This window comes from Halopseudomonas pelagia CL-AP6 (genome assembly GCF_000410875.1).
GTDB classification, from domain to species: domain Bacteria; phylum Pseudomonadota; class Gammaproteobacteria; order Pseudomonadales; family Pseudomonadaceae; genus Halopseudomonas; species Halopseudomonas pelagia.
The window spans coordinates 17,313-35,270 of sequence record NZ_AROI01000008.1 but is presented as its reverse complement, the minus strand read 5'-3'; the positions used below and the strand labels follow the sequence as shown (position 1 = coordinate 35,270).

The window sequence follows — 17,958 nt, the reverse complement described above, 5'->3', positions numbered from 1 at the left end:
GCAGAGCGTCCCGGTCGTCTGTCAAGCCCTCTTCTCTAGCGGGCAGAGAAGAGACTCTTATCGCAAGATGGGCAGACCGCTCCAATTTCCAGTCCTTGGTGGTCTGGCCGATAGCCCTGTGCAATAAGTGCATTGATCAAGGGTGCAAGCACTTGATTGTCTTCAATCGCCCTCATGCCTGCGCAGTGAGGGCAGACCAGCAATAGCTTCGGAATAGATTGTTTGCCCTCATCATTGTGGCAAACGATGAACATGCTAATGCAGTGGATTTTCCGTGCCAAGCCATTTGCAACGAGGAAGTCCAAGGCCCTGTAGACGGTGGGTGGTGATGCATTTGGCTTCAATGCTCTGAGATCGTTAAGAAGGTCATAAGCTTTGGCGCCACTTGGGTACTTGTGAAGCAGCTCGAAGACGAGCTGTCGGGTTGCGGTCAAGGAAACTGCCGCGCCGCGCCTGGTCTTTCTTTGGGTGGGTGCGTGCGTGTTTTCGGTTTCCCTATGCGTAGTCGCTGACCGGAGCTTCATGAGGTTCCCTTGTAGGCCGTATAGTATGTTATATTATAACATCTATGATCAATTTCGCCGGGTATTGATGTGACTGCCTGCCAGCTCACATGTTTTCCGGCGCCGCCAAGCGAGAATAGTATGACAATGAGCGTTTCGCTCCCTGACGTTGCCCTTACCGAACAGTCCGTTACGCACATCCCATTGGATTGGGTGGGAATGCAAGGAATCGTTGTTCCCGTCTTGTTGGATGAGCTAGGTGTGTTGTACCACGTCCAGGCCGAGGCCGCTGTCCAGGTGAACTTGCCTGATCCGCAGATCAAAGGCATCCACATGTCTCGCCTTTATCGGCTGCTTAATGAATTCGCCGAGCAAGAAAAACTGGCACCGTCTTCAATGGCCGGGTTGTTGCAGCGCATGGCATCAAGTCATGCAGATTGTCACTCAAGTCAAGCGCGCTTGACGCTGGACTTCAATATTCTGTGCAAGCGACCAGCGTTGCTTACCGAAGGGCTGAGCGGCTGGAAAGCCTACCCGGTAAAGCTTGAGGCGATCTGGGATGCAGGTAGCCTGCAGCTACACGCTACGGTGATGGTCGGCTATTCATCGACCTGCCCCTGCTCGGCGGCTCTTTCTCGTCAGTTGATTGAGCAGGCGTTCAAGGAGGCGTTTGGCGAAACCCATGCCATTGAGCCGCTGCGCATTGCCGCGTGGCTGCAGCAGAATGCAACGCTGGCAACGCCGCATAGTCAACGCAGTGTCGCCCAAGTACGGGTTTTGATACCCGCTAGCGCGCAGCACCTGAACCTTTTGACGCTCATCGACACTGTTGAGGCGGCCCTTGGCACACCCTTGCAGACTGCGGTGAAGCGTGCTGATGAACAGGCGTTTGCACGACTCAATGGCCAGAATCTGATGTACGTGGAAGATGCCGCGCGCCGAGTTCAACAGGCTATTTCGCAGCACTATCCTCAGTCGAGTGTTGGTGTTAGTCACGTCGAAAGCCTGCACCCCCACGACGCTGTGGCAAGCGTCTCTAGCGCCAAGGATAGTGGCAAATCGATCACGGCATTCCTTTAATGGTGCTGGACGTCATTATTGGTGCCATAACCCAGCGCTACATCGCCGCTTGCCATCAGGATAGGTATGAGCATTACGGGCAACTATCCGGTCGTCGCACCGAAAACGTCGCGCGTATGAACATGGCTTTGGTGCGCGACTATAAATCTTTACAGAAAGCGGTTTGATCATGTACGACGTGCTGATTCGCAATACGCGATTGGTTAACGAAGGGCGAGTGATTGATGCCGATCTTTTGGTGCTGCACGGACGCATCGATAAGATCGCTGGTAGCATCGAGGGCGTTAGTGCTCGGTTGGAGATCGATGCTGCGGGGAGCTGGCTCTTACCCGGAATGATCGATGATCAAGTGCATTTTCGTGAGCCAGGGGCGCCGCATAAGGGCAGTATTACCAGTGAATCAAAGGCTGCGGTTGCCGGCGGCATCACCAGTTTCATGGATATGCCCAACACCAGCCCTCCGACCTTGTCGCTAGACGCTTTGGCCGAGAAGAAACGCCGCGCCGGTGACTCTTCATACGCAAACTACGGTTTTCATTTCGGGGTCAGTAATGACAACCTGGATGTTGTGGCGGCCTTGAATCCGCGCGATGTTGCAGGAGTAAAAGTCTTCATGGGTGCTTCGACTGGCAACATGCTGGTTGATGATCCCCAAGTACTGGAAAAGCTGTTCGCCTGTGTGCCAACGGTGCTGCTAGCGCATTGCGAGCATACGCCAAGTATTCTGGCCAATGAACGGCGTTTTAAGGAGCAATACGGTGAAATCATTCGCGCCTCTGCTCATCCTCTGATTCGTGATGCTGAAGCCTGTTTCCGGTCCTCAAGCCAGGCTGTGGATTTGGCCCGGCGTTACAATACGCGCCTACATGTTCTGCATCTAACGACCGCGCTTGAACTGGCATTGTTTGACACTGGACCGCTGGCGGACAAGCGCATCACTGCGGAAGCCTGTGTCCACCATCTGTTTTTCGACGATCGCGACTACGCCTCGCTCGGCCATCTGATCAAGTGCAACCCTGCAATCAAGACACAGGCTGATCGTGACGCGCTGCGCCAAGCGGTGCTTGGTGGCCGTATTGATGTCATCGGTACCGACCACGCGCCGCATAGTTTGCTGGAAAAACAGAGTGCATACGGCCAAGCGCCTTCCGGAATGCCGCTTGTTCAACACGCGCTACCAGCCCTGCTGGAGCTGGTAGCTGATGGCGTGCTGCCATTGACCACAGTGGTGGAGAAAACCAGCCATGCGGTAGCGCAGTTGTTTGCGATCCAGGATCGCGGTTACCTGCGCGAAGGCTACTGGGCCGACTTGGTGCTCATCGGGCGCCTCAATGTTCCGCTTGCAGTTGCTGACGAGCCGGTGCTGGCCCACTGCGGCTGGACACCGTTTCAGCACCACCAATTTCGCCATCGTGTAAGGAGCACGGTGGTTTCCGGGCAACTGGCCTGGCATGACGGTCAGTTGCAAGAGGGCTGCCAAGGCCAGCCACTTGTTTTCAAGCGCTGAAGAACAGTGGCATCTATTCACGAACGCGTTACCTGAGAGCTAGAGGATTTCTGATGATTCGCATCACCCTTCCCGATGGCGCTGTACGTGAGTATGCGCAGCCAGTTTCCGTCTTACAGGTTGCAACAGATATAGGCGCCGGTCTGGCCAAAGCCACGGTTGCTGGCAAGCTAGATGGTCGGTTGGTAGACGCGACGGACCTGATTGAGAGTGACGTTCATTTACAGATCATCACCCCGAAAAATGACGAGGCGCTGGAGATCATTCGTCATTCCTGCGCGCATTTGCTTGGCCATGCGGTCAAGCAACTGTATCCCACCGCCAAAATGGTCATCGGGCCTGTTATTGACGACGGCTTTTATTACGACATTGCGTTTGACCGGCCCTTCACGCCGGAGGACCTGCGCGCCATTGAGCAGCGCATGAACGTGCTGCTAGAGAAGGAGTACGACGTAATCAAGCAGATCACGCCGCGGGCTCAGGTGATCGAGACCTTCAGCGCGCGCAGTGAGGATTACAAGCTCAGGTTGGTCGAGGATATGCCCGAGGAACAGGCGATGGCGCTCTATCATCATGAAGAGTATGTCGACATGTGCCGCGGGCCTCACGTACCTAACACGCGTCTGCTCAAAGCGTTCAAGCTGACGAAGCTCTCTGGTGCCTATTGGCGGGGAGATTCAAATAACGAACAGTTACAGCGCATCTACGGGACTGCCTGGGCAGACAAGAAACAGCTTGCCGCATATCTGCTACGTTTGGAGGAGGCGGGCAAGCGCGATCACCGCAAGCTCGGTACTCAGCTGGAGCTGTTTCATTTCGACGAGTGTGCGCCGGGCTCCGTATTCTGGCATCCGAAAGGCTGGACGTTGTTCCGAAGTCTGATCGGTTACATGCGAGCGCGCCAGGAAGCCGCAGGTTACGTAGAGGTCAATACGCCTGACGTCATGGATCGCGGACTCTGGGAAACGTCGGGACATTGGTTCAACTACCGCGACAACATGTTTACGACCATGACGGAGGATGAGCGCGTCTTTGCTCTCAAACCGATGAACTGTCCAGGCGCGGTTACGCTCTACGCGCACGGCATCAAGAGCTATCGCGACCTTCCGCTACGCATGGCCGAATTTGGTAAGGTGCATAGGTACGAGCCTTCCGGGGCATTGCATGGGCTGCTGCGGGTGCGTCATTTCACTCAAGACGATGCTCACATTTTCTGCACACATGCACAAATGGAGCAAGAGTGTGCCGACACCATTGCATTGGTGTTCGATATCTACCGCGACTTCGGTTTTACAGATGTGGCTGTAAAGCTGTCCACCCGCCCGCCTAATCGTATTGGTAGTGATGAGACGTGGGATCTTCTTGAGGGAGCACTGTCTGGCGCACTGGGGAATATGGGTACTGAATATAAGGTGAACCCAGGTGAAGGAGCGTTCTATGGCCCTAAGCTTGAATTTGTCTTACGCGATGCCATTGGTCGAGATTGGCAATGCGGGACGCTGCAGGTTGACCTGAACCTGCCCGAGCGTTTTGACGTGCACTATGTTGATGAGACCGGGCACAAGCAGCGCCCGGTTATGTTGCATCGCGCGCTGTTTGGGTCGCTTGAGCGCTTTATTGGCATCCTGATCGAACACTACAGCGGTGCTTTCCCGTTATGGCTGGCGCCAGTGCAGGCAGTCATCATGCCTATCAGCCAAGGACAGGATGACTATGCGGACACCGTTGCGAAAGCACTCAGAGGCGCCGGGCTGCGTGTTTCTCTTGATTTGCGGAACGAAAAAGTAGGCTACAAGGTGCGTGAGCACGCGCTGCAAAAAGTACCTTTTATGCTTGTTGTAGGTGAAAAGGAGAAGCTTGGAGGAACGGTCTCGGTCAGGTCACTACGTGGCGAGGATCTGGGAACTATATCGCTGGGCGAAGCGAGTAGCTTCCTGCTGCAGATGCAGCTAACCCACGGTGCACTCTGCTCACGCGGGCCAGCCCCGCGTATTCCGAGCATCGGGGATAATGCCCACAGCGCGAACCGAGCAGCGGGCTGATCAGATACGGGTAAGCGCGCAGCAGTAGAATCACCAGGTGTTTCATGAGGGCTCAGTGATCACCACAACCTGGTCGCCGCGCACGGCGTTGTAAAAACACCCCGGCCTACCGGTGTGGCAGGCCGGGCCGGTTTGCTCGACCAGCAGCAGGATGGCATCGCCGTCGCAGTCCAGCCTGGCTTCAACCAGGCGCTGCCGATGGCCGGAGGTTTCGCCTTTGCGCCAGAGCTGTCTTCTGGAGCGCGACCAGTAGCACACCTGACCTCTGGCCAACGTCTCCTGCAGGGCTTCAGCGTTCATCCAGGCCAGCATCAGTACCTCTCGGCTATCGTGCTGTTGGGCAATGGCGGTAATCAGGCCCTGTGCATTCCAGGGAATTGCCCTTAACACCTCCTGCAATGCACGGCTGCCGGACACTGGTGTGGATTCAAGCTCGCGCCAGATGTTCACTGACCCAGCGCCTCGACCAGGGTCTTCACATTATGCCGATACATGCCCAGATAGCTGCTGGCTGGACCGGTGCTGGCCAGGGCGTCCGAGTAGAGCGTGCCACCTACCTGCGCACCCGCCTCTTCGGCGATCTGTTTGATCAGACGTGGGTCACGGATATTTTCCACAAACACCGCACGCACCTGGTCAGCCCGAATCTGCCGAATCAACGCTGCCACGTCAGCTGCAGAGGGCTCGGAATGGGTGGACAAGCCCTGTGGCGCAATAAACTGCAGGCCATAGGCCTGACCCAAATAACCAAAGGCGTCGTGGCTAGTGATCACCTTGCGCTGCGAAGCTGGCAGACGGCCGAGACTGACGCGTACTTCGGTGAGCAATTCCTTGACCCGCTGCAGATAGCTATCACGTTGCTCCTGATAGTAATCAGCGTTGGCCGGGTCGGCAGCGGCCAGCGCCTGTGCAATGTTGGCCACATAGATTTCGGCGTGGGCCAGGTTCTGCCAGGCATGCGGATCAGCGATGCGCGCTCCACCCTCCTCGACCCTCAATGGCAGTACGCCCCGTGTCGCCTCGATGTAGGGGGCCGGGCTTTCGGTGCTCTTCATCAGCCGTGGTAACCAGGGCTCGAAGTCGAGACCGTTGGCAATGACCAGGTCTGCTGCCAGCAGGGCTCGTGCGTCATCCGGCGTAGGCTGGTAGACGTGGGCGTCTTCGTCGGCGCCCACAAGGTTGGTAATCTGGACATGCTCACCACCGATTTCTGCGGTGAAGTCGGCCAGGATGCTGAAGCTGGTAACAACCTGCAGCCGTTCATTTGCGCTAACCGACAAGGCCAGTAGACAGCTAACCAGAAAGACAAAAATGCGCATGACAACTCCTTAATGATGGGTGGTAACAAACGGCTGGCGACAGACCCCATGCACCGGTCCGAATAACACCGACAGCAGGTAGACCGCGCCGGCCACTAGCACGATGCAGGGGCCGGTCGCCAGACCGACATGAAATGACAACAACAGACCGAGCCAGACGCTGGCTGCGCCAAGGATTGCTGCTAGCAGCAGGATCGGCAGCAGTTGACGGCTCCAGAAACGTGCGGCGGCCGCGGGCAGCATCATCAGCCCAATCACCATCAGCGCGCCGATTGCCTGAAAGCCGACCACCAGATTGATCACTACCAGCCCGAGAAACAGGCCGTAGGCGGTCGGGCCATAGCGGCTGACGCCGCGCATGAACAGCGGATCCAGGCTGTCCAGTAGTAGCAGGCGGAACAAGGTGGCAAGCACCACCACGCTGGTAGCCGATACGCTGAGCATGGCCAACAGCACGTCCTTGTCCACCGCCAATGCGGAGCCAAACAGAATATGCATCAGGTCCAGGCGTCGCCCGGCCAGACCCAGCAGCAGTATTCCGGCTGCCAGGCTGATAGGGTACAGGGCTGCTAGGCTGGCGTCGGCGCGCAAACCGGTGCGCCGGGTAATGGCCGTGGCCAGGGCGGCCATACCCAAGCCGGCCAACAGGCCCCCCAGCGTCATACTGGGTAGGCTGAATCCTGCCAACAGGAACCCCAGGGCCACACCGGGCAGCATGCCATGGGCAATGGCGTCGCCCATCATGCTTACCCGCCGGAGAATCAGAAACACGCCGAGCGGCGCAGCGCTGCAGGCCAGCGCCATACCCCCGAACAACGCCCGGCGCATAAAGGTAAACTCGACAAAAGGCGACCACAGCCATTCGAGTGTCATGCCGCATGTAACCGCCTGGCAGGCCCGAACAACTCGCCTGGCCGCCCAAAGCGGCAAGCACCCGCACTGATCCATAATGCCTGTGGCACATGCTCGGCAAGCTTGGTCAGGTTATGGCTGACTAACACGATGGTCCTGCCCTGCTCATGCCATTGCTTAATCGCCCGCCAGAATAGTTGTTGTCCGGCCTCGTCCATGGCCGATTCTGGCTCGTCAAGCAGCAGCAGTCGGGCCTGTTGCAGGCTCAGCCGTGCGAGTAACGCGCGCTGCAGCTCACCGCCAGAGAGCGCGCCAAGGGGGCGTCCGGCCTGCTCCATCAATTGCCACTCGACCAGCGCCCGCTGCAGCTGTTTGCGGCGCTGTACTTTCGGCAGGCGGCTGCGCCATTGACCGGCATCAACCAACGTTTGGCAATCAATCGGGTATTGGCGGTCAAGGGCCTGAACCTGCTGCAGATAACCGATGTTACCCAGCTCCTGAGCGGCTACCCGGCATTCGCCAGCCAGCGGTCTGGCCAAGCCCGCCAGGACTTTGAGCAAGCTGCTCTTGCCACTGCCATTGGCACCCAGCACAGCGGTTAGGCTGCCTTGCTCAAGGTGCATATTCAGGGGCGGGGCTAGCGCATACCCTGGAGGCCCCCACTGCAAAGTACGGCAGAAGATCATTTTGGCGCCCTGACTGAGTGATGGGATTATCTAAAGCTCACGATATTGTTATGTTATAACAAATGATAAGTCAATCGGCTTAATGGTACCCGTGACTAAAGCCCCATTGTTGTTTGTCAGGATCACCGAGCGGTAATCGAAGGTGTCTGGGTGTTTCTCCGAGGGGTACTTGTCCGCTTCAGATTATCGACCCCGAAGCGGCCCGTATTTACCCAATCACTCGCGCATACACCGATCTGTCAACATTCCCTCCGGACAAGATCACGCCCACCCTTTTCCCCTGCATCGCTTCACGCTCCATGATGAGGGCTGCCAGGGCCGCCGCACCGGCTCCTTCAGCGAGGTTGTGGGTATCGGTGTAATACACACGCATGGCCTCCGCAATCTGGCCCTCGCTAACCGATACGATCCGCGCTGCGGCGGCCCCGTAGATAGCGAAGGCCTCAGGAACGGGCTTGCGCACAGCAAGGCCGTCAGCAAAGGTATTTGCCGAAGCGGTTTCGCATAGTGTTCCAGCGTCAAATGATAGTTTTGCGGCCGCAGCTTCATTGGCAACCACACCTACCACCTTGGTGTTCAGGCCCAAGGCGTCGCGGGCAGCGATCACCCCACAAATCCCCGACCCACAACCAATCGGCACGTAGACGGTATCCAGGTCCGGCGCGGCCTCGAACAGCTCTAGCGCATAAGTGGCTACGCCTTTGACCAGCTCAGTATGAAACGGCGGCACCAGGTAGAGGCCATGTACGTCCGCCAGGCGAGCGGCCTCTTCACGGGCATCATCGAAGTCGCCGTCACACTCGACCACTTCGGCACCGAAGCCACGCATGGCATTGTTCTTTTCTAGCGAATTACCTTTCGGTACTACAATCAATGGGTGCAACCCTAGCGCGCTTGCCGCCAGCGCCAGGCTCTGCCCATGGTTGCCACGGGTAGCGCTGACAATACCCTTCACGGCCGGGTGCGTGCGTTTGAGCCAGTGCATAAAAGTAATGCCGCCGCGCACCTTGAAAGCACCTGTAGGTGTATGGTTCTCGTGCTTGACCCATACCGTGCAACCCAAGCGCTCAGCCAGCAAGGGCCAGGCATACTGGGCGGTGGCAGGCATTACTTGGTATATGTGGCAAGCAGCTTGTTCGATATCGTCGCGAGTTAGTCTGTGCATGAGCAGTCTCCTTGAGGTTTTGCCCAGTCTAGGCAAGAGCGCAAACGGCTGGCTTTCAGAAAACTGACCTGACTTTTGTCCGCGCGCTTTACTACTATGTATACATGCGCCATCGAAACCGCCACCAGCCACCGCCCCCACCTGAACCGGTCCGCCGTGTTCAGGCAGGGCCATGGGCGATCGAATTGCTACCCGGCTCCGCCTATGCGACCCGATACGTAACGACCCAGGCGACGCTTGGCTTTGCCTTCGACAGTCAGCGCGGTTTGCACGCCATCGGCAGCGACCGAGTGCAGCCTTTCGATGCTATGCCCAACAGCCTGGCATTCGTTCCCGCGGGGTGTGACGTCATGTCTGAGTCGCCCGAGGGCGGCGAATACCTGCGGCTAATGCGCATAGACGATATTCCGTTACCGGGAGTGCGAGCGTTCAACAATCAGATTGATCGGCAGGCTATCGCCCTGGCGCAGTGTATGCGCGGGGCGTTGTTGCATGCCTGCGTGGAAGACGATTGGGAAGCGTGGGCACTCGCATTGGCAGCGCGAGTGGCTAGCAGAGAGTCTTTGCTGGCCCCGCCCCAAGGCTCTATCACCAACAACCGGATGCGCCTGCTTGATGAGTTCATTGACGCGAGCCTGGATGGCCCGCTGAGCGTACAGGCGATGGCGGGATTGCTTGGATTGTCCGAAGGCTACTTTATGCGGGCGTTCAAGAGCGCCACGGGCAAAAGCCCGCACAGTTACCTGATCGACCGGCGCCTTGCCAAGGCACGTGCGCTGATGCGCGATTCAACAGCCGGGCTGATGGAGATCGCCTATACCTGCGGCTTTAGCTCCCAGGCGCACATGACAAGCGCATTCAAGCAGCGCCTTGGCGTCACTCCGGCGCAGTTGCGTCAGGGCTTGAAGCCGCGTTAGAGCTAGGGTGTCGGTTGGCTTTTACCGGTATGGTGGTCTGCTAACTCCATGCCATACTCTCGGCAGAGCTCAGGAGCGGGTGTACAGGCTTGTCGGCGTTGACCGTTGGGCTCTCCAGCGCTTGGGAGACATGCCGAACCAACGGTTGAACGCATGCGAAAAGCTTGATGTTTCGGCATAGCCTGCGAGCTCAGCCACCTTTGACACACTCAGGCTTGTATATTGGAGGTAGTGGCAGGTCAGCACCTTGCGCGATGATTCGATTAACTCGGAGAACGCGCAACCCTCCTCGCGCAACTGCCTGCTCAGCGTCCAGCTTGGTACACCTAAGCGATCCGCGACCTGATCCAGTCGAGGAGGGCCGGACTGGATCAACTCAACGATTTCTGCTCGAGCTCTATCCCTGACTGTTGCTGGTATTGGAATCCTTTCCTGTAATTGGGAAAAACTGTGTTGGATAATTCTGAACAACTGTGGATCTGCTCCTGGCATGGTTTTGCGAAGGTCAGATAGGTTGAAAACGATGGCGTTGGTTGGCTGGCTGAATCTCACATCGCAGCGGAAAACCTTCATATGCTCATTAACGAGCATTGGTCGTGTGTGGGTCAAATGCACCTCCAACGGTGACCAGTGATCACCAAGGGCTCTGCGCATTAAATTGCAGATAACTCCCAGGGTCAGTTCAGAATCGTGCCGCCTGCTGACGATTGCGCCATCTAGCACCTGATACTCAAGGCACAGCTTTCCGCGATAAGGGCTCAGTTTCAGTGTGCTTTGTCGTTGGAAAAGCGGAAATAGCCTGGCCATGTTGGTCAGCGCGTCGCCTAGTGTGGGGGACGATAGACAGAGGTACCCCAGAATTCCTAGGTCCTCCGGCCGAAACTCGCTTCCAAGCCACAGTCCAAAATTTTCGTTCTGAGTAATGTCTGCAGCGATGTCGACTGATGTTAGAAATGACCCCAAGGAAATAGGTTGGGAGGGATCGTTTCGCAGGTCTAGCTTCAACGCGGCGCGATCGAAAATCTCCTCTGCATCAACTCCTTGGCCATTGACGAAGGATGCGAAACCCAGTGCGACGGTTGCCATGACCGTAGCGGATCCGGTGGTGGAGTGGTTTGGATACGTGTACGGCATAACTAAACCCTCTATGGATTTTGCAAGACCAAGAGATAATGTAGTGCAATAAATGATCCACACGTTCCAATGGCCCGCTGAAGCTGCGGTGCCCGGCAATGCGCTCAAGTGTCGAGGCGCCAATTTAGTGCGTGGCGCCCCAGAGAAGTACACATCGCTGTTCTCAAATAACAAAAAGTTGTTCGCAAGGAGCAAGTCACTCCTTCCTGCTTTTCCTGATACTGAGGCCGTTAGAGCAATCCAATGGCACCGTCCCTAACTTGATGGGCCAAATATTCAGGAGACGTGGTATGAACGAAGCTGAGCGTAGCGGGCTGAAGGGTTCGCTTGGGGTGCCTTCCATCGTTTTGATGGTGGTCGCCACGGCGGCACCCTTGACGGTGATGGTGGCGAACTCACCGTTGATAATCATGATGGGCAACGGGGTTGCGGCTCCCGTGGACGCTCTGGTGGCGACGGTGATCATGTTTCTGTTCACCGTGGGGTTCGTCGCAATGTCAAAGTACATCACCAACGCGGGAGCGTTCTACGCCTACATACAAAAAGGGTTGGGACGCTCTGTCGGTCTCGGTTCTGCGGCATTGGCGGTTGTTTCCTATGCTCTGATTCTGGTCGCGCTTGACGCCTATATCGGTCACGCGCTGGCAGGCGCGATTGGCAATTTCACCGGCGTGGACATTCCCTGGTGGCTCTACTCGTTTATGGCTATTGGTGTGATTTCCTGGCTCGGTTATCGGGATATCGAACTCAGCTCCAAGTTTCTTGCCATTGCCCTGATTCTGGAAATCGCCGTGGTTGTCGTAGTTGATATCGCGGTATTCGTTGATAAAGGTCTGGCGGGTATGGAAGGCGCCGCGTTTGAGCCTGCCAACTTCATGGCTGGCTCGCCAGGCCTGGGCATTCTATTCGCGATTTTCAGTTTCATCGGTTTCGAGTCGACCGTCATCTATCGCGAAGAAGCGCGCGATCCCGAGCGAACAATTCCTCGCGCAACCTATACCGCCGTCTTTCTGGTGGGCGCCTTCTACATCGTATCCATGTGGTGTGCGGTCAGCGGTATCGGTGGTGACAACATCCCAGCCTATACTGAAGCCCACGGCGCTGATATGTATCTGGCGCTGACAGAATATTACCTCGGCATCGTGTTCATGGATGTCATGCAGGTATTGCTGATCACCAGCCTGTTTGCCTGTGCACTTTCCCTGCATAACATCGTCGTCCGTTACAAGTACACGCTCGGCCGCTTTGGCGTTATCAGCAACAGTTTTTCCAAAGTGCATCCCGCCCACGGCTCGCCGCATTTCTCTTCAATGGCGCTGACCCTGTTCAGTGTCGTGATGCTTACGGTTCTGGTCGCAATCGGTGCCGATCCTGCTACCGAGGTCTACGCCTGGGGTGCCATGGCGGGCACACTTGGCTACATGACCATCCTGTCACTAACCTGTGCCGCCGTTATCGTCTTCTTTCGCCGTCAGCCGGGCAACACTCAGTTCTGGAGCACACTGATTGCGCCGGCCGGTGGACTGATCGGCATTCTTGGCTGCCTCTGGATAGCCATAGCCAATCTGCCGGATCTGATCGGGGGGGACAACGCCAGCACGGTCTCTGTTCTGGTGGTCCTGGCGCTGATTGCGACCTTTGCATTCGGCGTACTCACCGCCCAGCGCATGCGTCTGTTTCAACCATCACTGTATGACGCCCTGCGTGAGCTTGCCTGAGCTCCCCCCAACACCCTCAATCTGAAAGGAGAAACGACATGTTGAACCGACTGCCCAATACCGCCACCGTTGAAGAGGTCAGTGCTTCGTTAAAGGAGCATGGCTACGTCATCATTGATGAACTCGCCAGCCCGGAAATGATGAATAAGATAGCCGCGGAAATGGAGCCGCATATTCTTTCCACGCCGTTTGGCGAAGACAGTTTTCTCGGCGCCCATACCCAGCGCTCTGGAGCGATGATTGCTCGCTCGGAAACCTCTCGTGAGCTGATCATGAACCCGCTGGTGATCGGCGTGGCAGGCAAGCACCTGCAGAGCGCCTCTACCTTCCAGTTGCATCTGACACAAGTGATCACGGTTAATCCGGGGGCTCCAGCGCAGGTGCTGCATCAGGATCAACTGGCCTGGGACTTCTTCCCTTTCCCCGATGATTTCGAAGTGCAATGCAACACCCTGTGGGCCATGACCGACTACACCGCAGAGAACGGTGCAACGCGGATAGTGCCCGGCAGCCAGTACGCAGGCGTAAAACAGAATTATGCGCCGGAAGCCGGTGTCCCGGCGGTCATGAAAAAGGGCTCGGTGCTGTTGTATACCGGGAAGATCTACCACGGCGCTGGTGCTAACCAGAGCGATGGTGTTCGTCAGGCGATCAACATTACCTATGCCGTGGGCTGGGTCCGTCAGGAAGAAAACCAGTACCTGTCCACGCCGCTGGAAGTGGCTCGTACGCTGCCTGACGACCTGCTTAAGCTGATGGGTTACCAATGTGGCTGCTTTGCGATGGGCTATGTTCGGGACTTCGAGGATCCGCTTGCCTATCTGAAAGGCAGTACCGAACGCCGTTCCAGCGGCTTCAATGCCCTGAGCAAGACGGCGAATGTTAGCTCCGTGGAATATGTGAAGGCGCTCGGCTAAGAGCGCTCGACCATCACTGATATAAAGCCGTGTGTCCTCGCAGCCCACGCAACGGCCAGCGTTGCCCCGAGCAGAACCAGCAAGGCAGGCGAGAACGCACTAACCCCAAGCCGGTCAAGCAGCACGCCACCGATGAGACCTCCCCCCGCGATGGCCATGTTCCAGGCTGTGACCAGCATGGACTGTGCGGCATCCGCAGCCTCTCCAGCCGACTTGGCGAGCGCTGTCTGGAATAGCGTCGCGGCTCCACCAAAGGCTACACCCCAGATGCCAACAGCCGCGTAGACGATAGCGGGCACCGTTCCGGCCAGACCGAGAGCCAATGCCGCGATGCCGAACAGCAGGGTGCTGATGAGTGTCAGCGCGCGCAGATGACGGTCGATCAGCACGCCCACGATCCAGATGCCGATCAGCGACGTCACGCCAAACACCAACAGAACCAGATCTGTGCGCTCTGCCATTCCGGCGACCGACAGGAACGGGGCGATGTAGGTGTAGAGAATGTTGTGCGCCAGTACGAAAGCGAGCACTACAAACAACACAGGCCGGATACCGGGCAGAGTGAACACGTGCCTGAGCGAGACCCGCTTGCCCTTCGCCTGCCCAGCGAAGTCCGGCACCTGGATACGTACCCACAGCATAAGAATCAGCGCTAGCACGCTCATGATGCCGAAGCAGACGCGCCAACCTATCAGCGTTCCAAGGACGGCACCGGCAGGCACACCCAGTGACAATGCCAGCGGCGCGCCGACCATGGCAATCGCGATGGCACGGCCCTTCTGGTGCTCGGGCACCATGCGCGCCGCATACCCCGCCAGCAGCGCCCACAGCAGCCCGGCTGATACGCCCGCGAGGAAACGCACCACCATCGTCAGCGCATAGCTGGTGGAAACTGTAGTCACTGTGTTGGCGATGACGAAGCCGGCCATGGCGGCCAGCAGCAGCGGCCGGCGACGTAGCCCCTGTGTGGCAAAGGTTAGCGGGATTGCAGCCAGCAAAGAGCCGATGGCATAGGCCGTGACGGTTTGACCGACCCAGGCTTCAGAGACGGCCAGACCCTGGGCCATTTGCGGCAGCAAGCCTGCTGGCAGGGCTTCAGTCAGGATGGTAATAAAAGCCGCCGTGGCCAAAGCCAACAGCGAGGCCAGCGGTAGACGATCTTGCTTACGGGCCATCATCTGCGTACTCCCAACGCGCAATAGATAGCATCGCGCAAATCTCTGATAAAGCGCCCGGAAACACTCTCGTACAGCGGGTTGCTGAAGGCCTCCAGAACGACGGCAACGAACAGTCGCCGCTCGTCCATGGCGTGCTGCACCCTGTTCTGGATGCGGGTAGGCAGATGCGCAGATGGAAAGCCTCGGCGCAGGGAAAATGCGGGAGTCGTCACGGTGAATACCTCGGTTCAATTGGCGATAACGCGACGATAGGAGACCTGCGATTAAAGAAAAAGTAGGGTAGAGTTCCTGGTAGTGCGGATCTTATTGTCCGTAATGGAGGTGTACGGTGGACAGCCTGAACGGCTTTGTGGTGTTTGTGCAGGTAGCTGAAACCCGTAGCTTCGTCGCAGCCGGTCGATTGCTGGGCGTGTCGGCATCTGCCGTCGGCAAGAGCGTGGCGCGGCTGGAAGAGAAGCTGGGTGTACGTCTGTTCCATCGCAGCACACGCAGTGTCACGCTGACCGCCGAGGGCACGCTGTTTCTGGAACGTAGCCGCCGCATCCTGGCCGAAATCGAAGCGGCTGAGTTGGAACTATCGCACGCCAGCGCGGCGCCGCGCGGACGCCTGCGGGTGAGTCTGCCGCTGGTCAGTTCGCTGGTGCTGCCGGTGCTCGGCGAGTTCATGCGTGAATTCCCGGAGATCGAACTGGATCTGGACTTCAGCGACAGGATGGTCGATGTGATCGAGGAAGGCTTCGACGCGGTGGTGCGCACGGGCGAACCGGCCGACTCGCGCCTGTCGGCCCGCCGCCTGGGAACCTTCCAGATGCTGCCTGTCGCCGCGCCGGAATACCTGGCACGCCGGGGCACACCGCAGATACCCGCCGATTTGTTAGAGCACAGCTGCCTGCATTACCGCTTTCCCAGCAGCGGCAAACTGGAGACCTGGGGGTTGCGACAAGCGCCCGCTGAGCCAGAGCTGCAACTTCCCACGTCAATGGTCTGCAACAACATCGAGACGCGGGTGTGTTTTGCGCTCCGGGGGTTGGGGATCGCTTATCTACCGGATTTTTCTATCCGTGAGCCGCTGTTGGATGGTCGGCTGCAGCCAATCCTGAGCGAGTATGTAGAGCACACCGGCGTCTTCCATGTGCTCTGGCCAGCGAGCAAGCACCCCTCACCTAAAGTAAGGGCGCTGGTCGACTTCCTCCATGCGCACGTATTTCCTGCGACTACACCCTAGGAGGCTATCGGGCTTAAAGCTAATCCAGGCTGCCGATCACTTGCCTGCCTTCTTCCGGCGCAGCGTTACAATCGCCACCCAGCCGACCAGCAAAAAGGCTGCCGCCGCCAGGGTGCTCATGGTGCCGAGAGCGGGAACCATCGGGGTATAGCCGGCCACCATTTTGGAGTACAGCCATTTTGGCACGGTCGAATCGGCCCCGGTGGTGTAGAGCGACAGCGGGAAATTGCCCCAGGAGAGCAAAAAAGCGAACAAAGCCCCCGACCAGATGCCCGGCCACAGCAGCGGTAGGGTTATCTCGCGGAAAATGAATAGCCTGCTGGCGCCCATATCGCTGGCGGCTTCTTCCAGGCTTGGGTCATAGTTGTAGACCTGGATGGCGATGATCAGGGTCACAACCGGCACAATCCATACCAGATGGGCGACCACTGCAGTCTTCCAGCTTGGACTGATACCCAAGGCATTCATCCACAGCAGCATGGCCAAGCCCAGCACGGTCTGCGGAAAAAAGATCGGGAGCAGCAGCAGTTTCTGGTACAGCTTGCGGCCCTTCCAGTCGTAGCGAGCAAAGGCCAAAGCGCCGAAGAAAGCGAGGACCACCGAAATCAGGGTTACCAGTATAGCGATCTTCAGTGAGTTCTGTACCAGGATTTGCACTTCGACGGAGCTGACCGTGCGTTCCCACCAGTTCATCGAATATTCCCGCACCGGGAAGAGGAAATAGCGGCTTTTCGAGAGTCCAGCCAAGGCGCTGCAAATGATCGGCAGGTAGATGGCAACAAGCACGAAGCCGGTCCAGCAGCAGACCAGAAAGTCGGAACGAATTTGCGCCTGATTTCTCATCTCAACGTTTCCCCAGTACTTGATCAAGGTCCAGGCGCGTCAGGACAAAGAGCGTCAGACTGCCGATAATGAGCACCAACAGTACCGCCAGCGCCGCACCTAAAGGCCAATTCTGCGCATAGGTAAAGGCCACCTCGATGTCATGTACCACGGTGATCACCGACTGCCCGCCAAGGATCTTTGCCTCAGCCACGGCGCCGACGGAGAGCACGAAGGTGAGCAGCATTCCAATCAAAATCCCCGGCATGGCTAGCGGCAGCTCGATCTCGCGCCAGACCATCAGCCTGCTCGCGCCCAGGTCCTTCGCCGCATCCACCAGGTCCTGCGGCACCATGGCCAGACCCAGGGTAATGGGAAACAGCATGAACGGCAGATACACGTAGACCATCCCGAACAGCGTCAGCCCCGGCGTGTAAAGGACCTCGGGTGCTCTACCGAAGTCGAAGGCCTTGAGTACGCCGTCCAGCACGCCGTTTTTAATGAAGAACTGCACCCAGCCATAGAGCCGCACGTTCTCTGAAACAAAAAGCGGAAACACAAAGAGCACGCTGACCAGCGGAGCGAAGCGGCCGAATACCCGATTCAGCCCGTGGGCGATGGGGTAGGTGATGACCGCCAGTACTGCTACACACAGGGTAGCCAGAGCCAGCGACCAGACGAAGGAGCGCCACACTGTGTTGGATGGGTTCAGTACGTCGGTGAAGTTCGATAGCGTGAAGCTACGGAATACTTCAAAGCTTTTTGGCTCGGCGAAAGCAAAAGCCACCACCGTCACCAGCGGGGCGAGAAAACCCAACACCAGAAAAATGATCAGCGGGCTGGCGTAGCGGGCCCCCGTAGACAGGCCGCGTCCAGAAGTAGCATCAACCATG

19 protein-coding genes and 1 pseudogene are annotated in these 17,958 nt (G+C 57.6%); 8 read left to right on the top strand and 12 right to left on the bottom strand.

The annotated features are described in order from the left end of the window. Positions 1-35: 35 nt before the first annotated feature. The gene (locus K787_RS25825; RefSeq protein ID WP_022962017.1) at positions 36-524 is read right to left on the bottom strand and encodes a Fur family transcriptional regulator; all 489 of its coding nucleotides are present in this window, start codon (positions 522-524) and stop codon (positions 36-38) included. Between the two features lie 126 nt (positions 525-650). Here K787_RS25825 and folE2 point away from each other — a divergent pair, with 126 nt between their 5' ends. Genes folE2 through thrS form a run of 4 tightly spaced genes read left to right on the top strand, consistent with a single transcriptional unit; the run spans position 651 to position 5,132 of the window. Beyond that, the gene (folE2, locus tag K787_RS0106665) at positions 651-1,583 is read left to right on the top strand and encodes a GTP cyclohydrolase FolE2 (protein ID WP_028614684.1); all 933 of its coding nucleotides are present in this window, start codon (positions 651-653) and stop codon (positions 1,581-1,583) included. Further along, complete coding sequence (locus tag K787_RS25200) at positions 1,583-1,750, top strand: hypothetical protein (RefSeq protein WP_022962015.1); 168 nt, start codon at positions 1,583-1,585, stop codon at positions 1,748-1,750. The genes folE2 and K787_RS25200 overlap by 1 nt, the downstream gene beginning before the upstream one ends. 2 nt (positions 1,751-1,752) lie before the next feature. Then, complete coding sequence (locus tag K787_RS0106655; RefSeq protein ID WP_022962014.1) at positions 1,753-3,090, top strand: dihydroorotase; 1,338 nt, start codon at positions 1,753-1,755, stop codon at positions 3,088-3,090. 53 nt (positions 3,091-3,143) lie between these two features. Continuing rightward, positions 3,144-5,132, top strand: a complete 1,989-nt coding sequence (gene thrS, locus K787_RS22405) for a threonine--tRNA ligase (RefSeq protein ID WP_022962013.1) — start codon at positions 3,144-3,146, stop codon at positions 5,130-5,132. On the opposite strand, the pseudogene K787_RS25480 reads toward thrS, so the two are convergent. The 6 genes and pseudogenes from K787_RS25480 to K787_RS0106625 all read right to left on the bottom strand — a co-directional run. Further along, positions 5,122-5,178: pseudogene (locus K787_RS25480) on the bottom strand (hypothetical protein); the annotation flags it as partial. The gene thrS and the pseudogene K787_RS25480 overlap by 11 nt on opposite strands. After that, positions 5,175-5,582, bottom strand: coding sequence for a phosphoribosyl-AMP cyclohydrolase (gene hisI / locus K787_RS0106645; protein ID WP_022962012.1), 408 nt, complete (start codon positions 5,580-5,582; stop codon positions 5,175-5,177). The pseudogene K787_RS25480 and the gene hisI, both read right to left, overlap by 4 nt. Continuing rightward, positions 5,579-6,451, bottom strand: a complete 873-nt coding sequence (locus K787_RS0106640; protein WP_022962011.1) for a metal ABC transporter solute-binding protein, Zn/Mn family — start codon at positions 6,449-6,451, stop codon at positions 5,579-5,581. The genes hisI and K787_RS0106640 overlap by 4 nt, the downstream gene beginning before the upstream one ends. 9 nt (positions 6,452-6,460) lie before the next feature. After that, positions 6,461-7,324, bottom strand: a complete 864-nt coding sequence (locus K787_RS0106635) for a metal ABC transporter permease (RefSeq protein WP_022962010.1) — start codon at positions 7,322-7,324, stop codon at positions 6,461-6,463. Continuing rightward, positions 7,321-7,989, bottom strand: coding sequence for a metal ABC transporter ATP-binding protein (locus tag K787_RS0106630; RefSeq protein ID WP_022962009.1), 669 nt, complete (start codon positions 7,987-7,989; stop codon positions 7,321-7,323). The genes K787_RS0106635 and K787_RS0106630 overlap by 4 nt, the downstream gene beginning before the upstream one ends. Positions 7,990-8,197: 208 nt before the next feature. Beyond that, positions 8,198-9,154, bottom strand: a complete 957-nt coding sequence (locus tag K787_RS0106625) for a threonine dehydratase (protein ID WP_022962008.1) — start codon at positions 9,152-9,154, stop codon at positions 8,198-8,200. A gap of 104 nt (positions 9,155-9,258) precedes the next feature. Here K787_RS0106625 and K787_RS0106620 point away from each other — a divergent pair, with 104 nt between their 5' ends. Further along, complete coding sequence (locus K787_RS0106620; protein WP_022962007.1) at positions 9,259-10,071, top strand: helix-turn-helix transcriptional regulator; 813 nt, start codon at positions 9,259-9,261, stop codon at positions 10,069-10,071. A 69-nt stretch (positions 10,072-10,140) separates the two neighbouring features. On the opposite strand, the gene qhpR is transcribed toward K787_RS0106620, so the two are convergent. Then, a complete protein-coding gene (gene qhpR, locus K787_RS22400; protein WP_161785938.1) occupies positions 10,141-11,157 on the bottom strand; it encodes an AraC-like transcriptional regulator QhpR in 1,017 nt (338 codons plus the stop codon). Positions 11,158-11,495: 338 nt separating this feature from the next. Here qhpR and K787_RS0106610 point away from each other — a divergent pair, with 338 nt between their 5' ends. Together K787_RS0106610 and K787_RS0106605 are read left to right on the top strand one after the other, a co-directional pair. Beyond that, a complete protein-coding gene (locus K787_RS0106610; RefSeq protein ID WP_022962005.1) occupies positions 11,496-12,923 on the top strand; it encodes an APC family permease in 1,428 nt (475 codons plus the stop codon). A gap of 38 nt (positions 12,924-12,961) precedes the next feature. Next, positions 12,962-13,840, top strand: coding sequence for a phytanoyl-CoA dioxygenase family protein (locus tag K787_RS0106605; RefSeq protein WP_022962004.1), 879 nt, complete (start codon positions 12,962-12,964; stop codon positions 13,838-13,840). On the opposite strand, the gene K787_RS0106600 is transcribed toward K787_RS0106605, so the two are convergent. Beyond that, positions 13,837-15,018, bottom strand: a complete 1,182-nt coding sequence (locus tag K787_RS0106600) for an MFS transporter (RefSeq protein WP_022962003.1) — start codon at positions 15,016-15,018, stop codon at positions 13,837-13,839. The genes K787_RS0106605 and K787_RS0106600 overlap by 4 nt on opposite strands. Next, the gene (locus tag K787_RS25015) at positions 15,015-15,230 is read right to left on the bottom strand and encodes a hypothetical protein (RefSeq protein WP_152486794.1); all 216 of its coding nucleotides are present in this window, start codon (positions 15,228-15,230) and stop codon (positions 15,015-15,017) included. Before K787_RS25015 ends, K787_RS0106600 begins: the two co-directional genes overlap by 4 nt. A gap of 116 nt (positions 15,231-15,346) precedes the next feature. On the opposite strand from K787_RS25015, the gene K787_RS0106590 reads away from it, so the two are divergent. Next, complete coding sequence (locus tag K787_RS0106590; protein WP_022962001.1) at positions 15,347-16,243, top strand: LysR family transcriptional regulator; 897 nt, start codon at positions 15,347-15,349, stop codon at positions 16,241-16,243. A 36-nt stretch (positions 16,244-16,279) separates the two neighbouring features. On the opposite strand, the gene K787_RS0106585 is transcribed toward K787_RS0106590, so the two are convergent. Beyond that, the gene (locus K787_RS0106585; protein WP_201765098.1) at positions 16,280-17,113 is read right to left on the bottom strand and encodes an ABC transporter permease; all 834 of its coding nucleotides are present in this window, start codon (positions 17,111-17,113) and stop codon (positions 16,280-16,282) included. Further along, positions 17,088-17,957 carry an ABC transporter permease gene (locus K787_RS0106580; protein ID WP_022961999.1) on the bottom strand — a complete coding sequence of 290 codons (870 nt, stop codon included), beginning with the start codon at positions 17,955-17,957 and terminating at the stop codon, positions 17,088-17,090. Before K787_RS0106580 ends, K787_RS0106585 begins: the two co-directional genes overlap by 26 nt. Position 17,958 lies beyond the last annotated feature (1 nt).